The organism is Streptomyces sp. NPDC092952 (genome assembly GCF_044754785.1).
GTDB lineage: Bacteria > Actinomycetota > Actinomycetes > Streptomycetales > Streptomycetaceae > Streptomyces.
In genome coordinates this window covers 1-7,278 of record NZ_JBIVPT010000046.1, presented here as the reverse complement: position 1 = coordinate 7,278, position 7,278 = coordinate 1, and the positions used below count along the sequence as shown (strand labels likewise).

Annotated in this window: 9 protein-coding genes; 5 read left to right on the top strand and 4 right to left on the bottom strand. The window is 68.7% G+C overall.

Annotated elements, in window-relative coordinates:
* Positions 1 to 93: 93 nt before the first annotated feature.
* Complete coding sequence (locus tag ACIQGQ_RS37020) at positions 94 to 2,121, bottom strand: protein kinase (RefSeq protein ID WP_402405041.1); 2,028 nt, start codon at positions 2,119 to 2,121, stop codon at positions 94 to 96.
* A 394-nt stretch (positions 2,122 to 2,515) separates the two neighbouring features.
* Between ACIQGQ_RS37020 and ACIQGQ_RS37015 the strand changes: the two genes are divergently transcribed.
* The 4 genes from ACIQGQ_RS37015 (at position 2,516) to ACIQGQ_RS37000 (ending at position 4,547) form a co-directional block, all read left to right on the top strand.
* Positions 2,516 to 3,388, top strand: a complete 873-nt coding sequence (locus tag ACIQGQ_RS37015) for a helix-turn-helix domain-containing protein (protein ID WP_402405039.1) — start codon at positions 2,516 to 2,518, stop codon at positions 3,386 to 3,388.
* Positions 3,389 to 3,393: 5 nt separating this feature from the next.
* Positions 3,394 to 3,594, top strand: coding sequence for a DUF397 domain-containing protein (locus ACIQGQ_RS37010; RefSeq protein ID WP_402405036.1), 201 nt, complete (start codon positions 3,394 to 3,396; stop codon positions 3,592 to 3,594).
* A gap of 109 nt (positions 3,595 to 3,703) precedes the next feature.
* Positions 3,704 to 4,051 carry a VOC family protein gene (locus tag ACIQGQ_RS37005; RefSeq protein WP_402405033.1) on the top strand — a complete coding sequence of 116 codons (348 nt, stop codon included), beginning with the start codon at positions 3,704 to 3,706 and terminating at the stop codon, positions 4,049 to 4,051.
* Positions 4,052 to 4,346: 295 nt separating this feature from the next.
* Complete coding sequence (locus ACIQGQ_RS37000) at positions 4,347 to 4,547, top strand: DUF397 domain-containing protein (RefSeq protein ID WP_402405030.1); 201 nt, start codon at positions 4,347 to 4,349, stop codon at positions 4,545 to 4,547.
* Here the strand turns inward: ACIQGQ_RS37000 and coaD are convergent.
* The 3 genes from coaD to ACIQGQ_RS36985 form a co-directional block, all read right to left on the bottom strand.
* Positions 4,478 to 4,984, bottom strand: a complete 507-nt coding sequence (coaD, locus tag ACIQGQ_RS36995; protein WP_402405027.1) for a pantetheine-phosphate adenylyltransferase — start codon at positions 4,982 to 4,984, stop codon at positions 4,478 to 4,480. The genes ACIQGQ_RS37000 and coaD overlap by 70 nt on opposite strands.
* 118 nt (positions 4,985 to 5,102) lie before the next feature.
* Entirely contained in the window at positions 5,103 to 5,252 is a 150-nt protein-coding gene (locus tag ACIQGQ_RS36990) for a hypothetical protein (protein WP_402405024.1), read from the bottom strand.
* Entirely contained in the window at positions 5,249 to 5,803 is a 555-nt protein-coding gene (locus ACIQGQ_RS36985) for a hypothetical protein (RefSeq protein WP_402405021.1), read from the bottom strand. The genes ACIQGQ_RS36990 and ACIQGQ_RS36985 overlap by 4 nt, the downstream gene beginning before the upstream one ends.
* A 131-nt stretch (positions 5,804 to 5,934) precedes the next feature.
* Here ACIQGQ_RS36985 and ACIQGQ_RS36980 point away from each other — a divergent pair, with 131 nt between their 5' ends.
* The gene (locus tag ACIQGQ_RS36980) at positions 5,935 to 7,158 is read left to right on the top strand and encodes a helix-turn-helix domain-containing protein (protein WP_402405019.1); all 1,224 of its coding nucleotides are present in this window, start codon (positions 5,935 to 5,937) and stop codon (positions 7,156 to 7,158) included.
* Positions 7,159 to 7,278: the final 120 nt, after the last annotated feature.

Sequence of the window (7,278 nt, the reverse complement as noted above, 5' to 3'; positions counted from 1 at the left end):
CCACCCCCCCCCCCCCCCCCCCCGCCCCCCCCCCCCCCCCCCCCCCCCCCCCCCCCGCCCCCCCCCCCCGCCCCCCCCCGGGCGGGCGCCGGGTCAGGAGCGGAAGTCGTCCGGCTTGAGTCTGTTGAGCCAGGCGTGGGTGACGCCGGTCCGTCCGATGCGGAGGAAGTCGGCCTTGCCGTCCCCGTCGACATCCGCGAACTGCACGTCCTTCGGCGGCACTTCGGCGTCCTCCGCGATTCTGCCGATCCGCCGGTACGTCCCGCCCGCCCCCTTGTCCCCTTCGTTGAGCCAGGCGAAGGCGCCGCCCTTGGCGGTGACCAGGATTTGATCGGCGCGCGCGTCCCCGTTGAGGTCCGCGTACCGGATCTCCTGGATGGTCCCGGTGTTCGACATGGCATCGCTGATCTTGATGGGTACTTCCCAGTCCAGCCGCTCCTGGTCGTTCTCGGGGACGAAGTCCTTGTTGTACCAGGCCGTTGTCTCGCCGTCCGGCTCGATCAGCAGGTAGTCGTCCCGTCCGCCTCCGGTGACGTCCGCGATGCGGATGCGGGTCTTCGAGCCGATGGACGGCAGCTCGCCGCTGGATCCCCACGAGCGCACTTCGAAAGTGCCGGTGTGCGGAGTCATGCACATGCCCGAGCTGTCCGGGAGGCCGCTCTTCCAGGTGCGGATGGACATCCGGCCGTCCGGGAAGGCGTCCACGCAGTCCGCATGGCCGTCCCCGTCCATGTCGGCGAAGCGGAGTGTGTTGCCGGCGGAGCCGTCACGGGGCTCGTAGGAGGTCTTCTCCAGGGTGAAGGGCTTCCAGGCTGTGTCCGAAGGGCCGTGGTTCCGGTAGAGCTGGACGTTCTGGTCCTTGTCGACCGAGAGGAAGTCCTCCTTCCCGTCGCCGTCGATGTCGGCCATCCAGAAGATGTTCGTCGACGGGAACTCCTTGGCCTGGATGACGCCGCGATCCTCCCATGCCGCGCCGAGCTTGCTGGGGGCTGTGCTCCCGGTGCCCGGGCGGCCGTCCTGCTTGGCGTCGGACCTGAAGTCGGAGCCGGTGAGTTCCGGCACGAGATACACGGCCGCGGCGATGGCCACCGGGACGGCCAGCGCGGTCAGGACGACCACCGGCCGTCGACGGAGGCGGCTGCGGCGGCGCGACTGCTCAGGAGGCCGCGTGCCGGGCCGCGCGTCCGAGGACTGCGCGTCGGACGACCGCGTATCGGACGACCGCCCGCGTTCCTCCTCCTCGGCGGCGTCCCGGACCGGGGCCGGTGCACCACCCACGGCCACCCGGCGAGCGGCGGCGGCCATCACGGCGGCGTTGACGAAGCGGTCCTCGGGGTCCTTGGCGAGCGCCTTCGCGATGAACTCCCTGGCCCCCTTCGAGACATCGTCGGGAAGGTCCGGTACGGGCTCCTCGATGTGCTTGAGGGCGACCTCGACGGGGGACGCGCCCCTGAACGGCGGCTCTCCGGTGAGTAGTTCGTAGCAGACCACGCCGATGGCGTAGAGGTCGGACGCCGGGATCGCGGGCAGGCCCCGGGACTGCTCGGGGGCCATGTAGCGCGCGGTGCCGATGATCGCGTTCCGACTGGTCAGCCGGGTGTCGGTCTCGGCGCGGGCGATGCCGAAGTCGGTCACCGCCACCCGGCCGTCCTTGCGCAGCATCATGTTCGACGGCTTGATGTCGCGGTGCACGATGCCGAGCCGGTGCACGGTGTGCAGCGCGTCGAGCGCCTCGGCGGCGAGCTCGAACACCCGCGCCGCGGGGAGGAGTCCGTACTCCGCGCGGACCTCGTCCAGGGTCCTCCCCTCGACGAGTTCCATGACGATGTACGCGGCGTGCGCCGCCACGTCGTCGGGCCCGCCGCTCGCGGGGAACACCTGCTCACCGTAGTCGTGGACGCCGACGACCCCCGGGTGGTGGATGGCGGCGAGGATCTTTGCCTCCCGCCGGAAGCGCGGGAGGAAGGAGTTGTCCTCAAGCCCCGAGGGATGCAGCATCTTCACCGCGACCGGGCGACGTAACACCTGGTCCTCGGCGCGCCAGACCTCCCCCATGGCGCCCTGGCCCAGCCGCCCCTCCAGCACGTACCGGTCACCGATGAGCGTTCCTCGACCCCACACGTTCGCGCACCTCGTCATGTTTCGCCGTGCGCGGAGTTCGTGGCATCGGCCGAATGCGGCACAGCGTTCCGGAAGTCGGTCCCCGGAAAGAGTACGGCCCGGGGAGAAGGCTCTCTGGGGTCGTCAACGGGGCTGTCCGGATCTGGCAGTTGACCGAGCTGGGGGACAAGGCGACAGAAGAGCCCATTTCCGCAACATTTGGTAATCGTGACGGTGCGGACGGTAATGTGTGGCTGTCGCAGAGAAATTCTGCGTGCAGATTCTTGCGCGAATTTCTGCGCCTCTCCGGCGTGTTCGCGCCCCCGGACGGAGTGTTCTGCGTCGGCGCAGAACACTCCTTGCGGCAACGGAACATTCTCCGTCACACTGGGTAACAAGTCCTGGGAGGCAGAAGATGATTACGGATGTGGAGTCGGCGACGCCCGCACTCTGCCGTCTTCAGTTAGGACGTGAACTTCGCAAGCTCCGGCACGAGGCCGGCCTCACCTCGACCCAGGTCGTCCGCACGCTGCTCTGCAGCCCGTCGAAGCTGACGCGGCTGGAGACGGGGGACAACCTGGTCGTCGAGGCCGTGGACGTGATGGCGCTCTGCGAGATCTACAAGGCGACGCCCGAGCAGCGCTCCCTGCTGATGGGGTACGCGGCCGTCACCAAGACGAAGAAGGACTGGTGGCAGTCGCCCGAGTATCGGCCTGCCATCGCGCCCACGTTCAAGGCCTACTTGGGCCTGGAGGCCACGGCTTCCGCGCTGCACAAGTACGAGGGTGAGTTCGTCCCCGGCCTGCTCCAGACCGAGGAGTACGTGCGCGCGATCTACCAGCGCGAACACGAGCGCCTTTCGGCCGACGAGATCGACCGACTCGTCGAGGTACGGATGACGCGGCAGGAAGTGCTCGATCGCAGTTCGGTGCCGCTCAAGTTCGCGGCGGTCATCAACGAGGCGGTTCTCCGCCGCCAGGTCGGCAGCCCGGCCGTCATGCGGGCGCAGATAGAGCATCTGGCGGATGTGGCTGAGCGGCCCTCGGTCCGGGTGCAGGTCGTTCCCTTCAAAGCGGGCGTGCACCCCGGGATGAACGGAGCCTTCACGCTGTTCCGCCTCGGTGACGCGGAGTCCATCGTTTACCTGGAGTACCTGGGTGGGGCCTCGGTCATGCGTAAGCGCGCCGATGTGGGCCTGTACGAAGAGGCGTTCAACGACCTCCAGATTCTTGCCGTGGGACCACAGGAATCCCTCGGCATGATCAGAGAAGCAATAAAGGAGCATTGATTTACATGACCACTCAGCAGCTCGCCGGTGCCAACTGGTTCAAGTCGAGCTACAGCAACAACCAGGGTGGCGACTGCGTCGAGGGCGCCCGGCTGGGCGGGCGGGTGATGGCTGTCCGGGATTCCAAGGACCCCGGTCAGGGTGTCTGCGTCTTCCCGGCCGCCGCCTGGAACGCGTTCGTCACCGAGCTCACGTCCGGCGCCTGACGCGTCTCCCGAGCGGAGGTCCCCGCCCCTGCCCCGGCAGGGACCTCCGCACCACATCCCCTCCGGGGGGAAGTTCCAGGGGCGCGTCCTTCTCGTTTGGAGACCTCCGGTGACCGTTCGTCGAGTCGTGCCCAACATCCAGTCGGAGGGGGTGCGGGAGAGCCGGGACTTCTACGGCCTGCTGGGCTTCGAGGAGGTCATGAACCATGGCTGGATCACGACGCTCGCCTCCCCGTCCAACCCGGCGGCGCAGATCAGCGTGATGACCGCCGACCTGACGGCACCGGTCACCCCCGACCTGAGCGTGGAGGTGGACGACGTGGACGCGGCCTACGCGGTCATGCGGAAGAACGGCGCGGAGATCGTCCACCCCTTGCAGGACGAGGAGTGGGGAGTACGGCGCTTCTTCGTGCGCGACCCGACCGGCCGCGTGGTCAACGTACTGAGCCACCGCTGACGGCCTGCCCGGAGGTCGAGGACCCGGGACGTCGCCGGACTGTGCTGACGACTCGGAGCCCACGACGACGGCACGAGTGTGCCGACGGACAAGCTCCACAACCAGACCTTCAGCCGCCGAAGTACAGCGCCACGTACCCCGACTCGGCGAGGGCATCGACCCGCCCCCGACCCTGCCGGAAGCGCGCCGATGTGGGCCCGTGCAAAGAGGCGTTCGACGACCTCTGGATTCTTGCCGTGGGGCCGGAGGAGTCCCTCGGCGCGGTCTGAGAAGCGATCAAGGAGCACTGATGTACATGATCACTCATCAGCTCGGCGGCGCCGACTGGTTCACGTCGAGCTACAGCAACGACCAGGGCGGCAACTGCGTCGAGGGCGCCCGGATGGATGGGCGGGTGATGGCTGTCCGGGATTCCAAGGACCCCGGTCAGGGTGTCTGCGTCTTCCCGGCCGCCGCCTGGAACGCGTTCGTCACCGGGCTCACGTCCGGCGCCTGACGTCCGACGCGTCCCCCGGGAGCGCGTCCCTGTTGATCCATCGTGGTGACAAGGGTGGAGGAGACATGGGCCAGGGCCGGGTCCGAGGCGATGAAGAACGTCTCGATCCCGGCCAGTTCGTGGTTCATACGGGCCATCGGCATCTCGTAGCCCAGGTCGGAAGTGCCCCGGACCCCCCGGACGACGACATCGATCCCGCCCCGGCGGCAGTAGTCGACCAGGAGGCCGCCGGTGTGGGAGTCCACCGTGACGTTGCTCAGACCGGCCGCTGCCGCACGGAGCCGTTCCAGCCGCTCCGCGACGGGAAGGCGCCCGGTCTTGTTCGCGTTGGACATCACGCACACGACGACCTCGTCGAACAGGAGGGAAGCCCGCCGGAGTATGTCCTGATGCCCTTGGGTGACCGGGTCGAAAGATCCTGGGAAGAGGGCTCGCATGACCGGAGAGAGTACAGGGCGGTCCCGCTTCCGGCAGCCCGAACCGGCCGCACGAGAAGTCGCCGTGCACCGGGGGCAGGTGCCGGACCCGCGTGGTGGAGGGCGTCTTGGTGCGGGCTCAGGCGGCGTAGTCGGTGCCGATCGCGAACAGCGAGGTGCCCTGTACCGATACCGGCCCTGCCGGCTCGTCCGGGCCGGGGACCTTGGGGCGGCCGCCAGTCGCTCCAACCACCGAGGCCGTCCGGCGGCGGGCTTCCGGCAGCCTCACGGAGGAGTCTCTATCACCTTGCGAGCACACCGGGCGAACTTCTCCCGGCTCACTTCCACCGCGTCGACCGCGTCTTCGAGACCGGTGCGGCACCCGTCATCCGGCACCTCCCCTTCGCGTGTCTCGTTGAGCATCCTTTCGAGGTGTGTCCGCAGGGACCGCACGTCGGACCATACGTTCACGGCCTCCGCAGCCACGGATTCCGGCCCCATCAGATCGAGCCGCGCCTGTGCCTTGTAGAGCGCGTCCACCGCGGTACCGAGCTCCTCGACGGCTGCGTGCAGCACATCGGTCGGAAGCGGGGCGTCCCGGGCGGAGACCAGTACACCGTCCCGGTGAGCGACTCGGTGCAGCACGTTGTCGACCGGCTCCGCCGCCTCCGTGAACGCGAGGTACGCCTCCAGGCGTTCACTCCGCAGCGCCCGACCGTGCTCGACCTTCCCCTGGTCACGCGCCTGCCGCCGAGCGGCCGCATACGTCAGCCACGAGGTGCACAGAGCGCCGACGACGCCTATCCCGGCCCCCGCCAGGGCCGCCCATGCTTCATCCATGCAGCCCATCCTTCTGCGGCACGCCCGCCGGGCGAGGCCTTTTCCCCGGATCCGCGTGCCTCCTAGACTCGCGGTAGTTGACTACGCGTCACATATGGACGACCGCAGGCCGTGACTTGGAGGGCGGACAGGTGGCCGCAGCATCACCACCTCCATCGGGCGATCCGGTGGAGCATCCGGCAGAGCGGTTCGCCAACGGGTTGCGGGCCCTCCGCGACTCGGCGGGCAGCCCGACGTACCGGCAGATGGCCGCGCGTACGGGTCAGTCACCCAGCGCCTTGTCCAACGCTGCGAAGGGCCGACAGCTGCCGCCCCTCGACGTCGCCTTGGCCTACGTCGAAGCCTGCCGAGGCGACCGGACGGAATGGGAACGGCGGTGGCGAGCGGAGAAGGCCGAACTCGGCAGGGCCCCGACACCGGGACGGCGGTGGCCGGTCGCCGCCGCCGGCGCCGTCGGGATCGCATTGCTGGCCACCGTGGCGGTTCTTGTGAGTCGACTCGCGCACGAGCCGCCGTCGGACGCTGCCGACCACTCTCCCCGCTTCTTCGCCAGCGACGATGCCTTCAATCAGCGGCATCCGCGCCCCCACCTGTCGCCCGAATCCGCGCAGATGGTCGCCGACCTGCTCGCCCTGGGCCAGGTGGAGCTGTACACCGGCAAGGCCGGTTCTCCGATATACCGGGCCACCCCGAGCACCCCGACCTACGAAGTCACCCCGCGCAAGCACATCGGGCCATGGGGGCCCAACCCCTTCGAAGGCATGGAATTTCCCTGGGACGCATCGTGGAAGAACCCGCCACCGGAGCGCCAATGGACGGTGGTGATTACACCGGACGGGAGCTCGGTGGAGTGCTGGCGGACCGAGGTGCACAACGGGAGGCCGAGCTGCGAATGGGGAGCCGTGTCCGATACCCGCGGCTCATCGGTCTCCATCAAGGGACAGGCCACTGGCAGCGGCCTGTCCCGCCTGGCCGGAGTGATCACCCGCGCGGACTGGAAGGCCGGCCGCATCGATCACGCCCTGAGCTTCGGCACCCCGGACAACAACGGCCAGTACGTCTTTCCGGCGGTCGGCAGCGACGGACCGGAGCAGGGCCGCTGGCGCGAAGGGCAGTTCATCTGGCTGGACCGCGCGTACGACATCGACGCCGACACCTCGCTCAAGCCGTACGAGCGGATGGTCGCGAAGGCGCTCCAGGAATACGGCGCGTTCAACGTCAAGAACGCCGGGAGGTTCAGCTTCACCTCCGAGTACGGATCGAAGCTGCCAGGCGCCGAGGGTGACGCCTACGCCCCCCTCACCCACATCAAGTTGGCGAAGTACCTGCGTGTCGGGACGATCGACCCTGCGTGAACGTCGCACACGGAGGGGGCACGCTTCTAGGGGGTGTCTGATAAATGAGTGCGGGTGAAGGAGCGGGGTCCGGTGCGTGCGATCGCAAGGCGCCGGGGCGTCTGCGTGGCGGAGCCACGT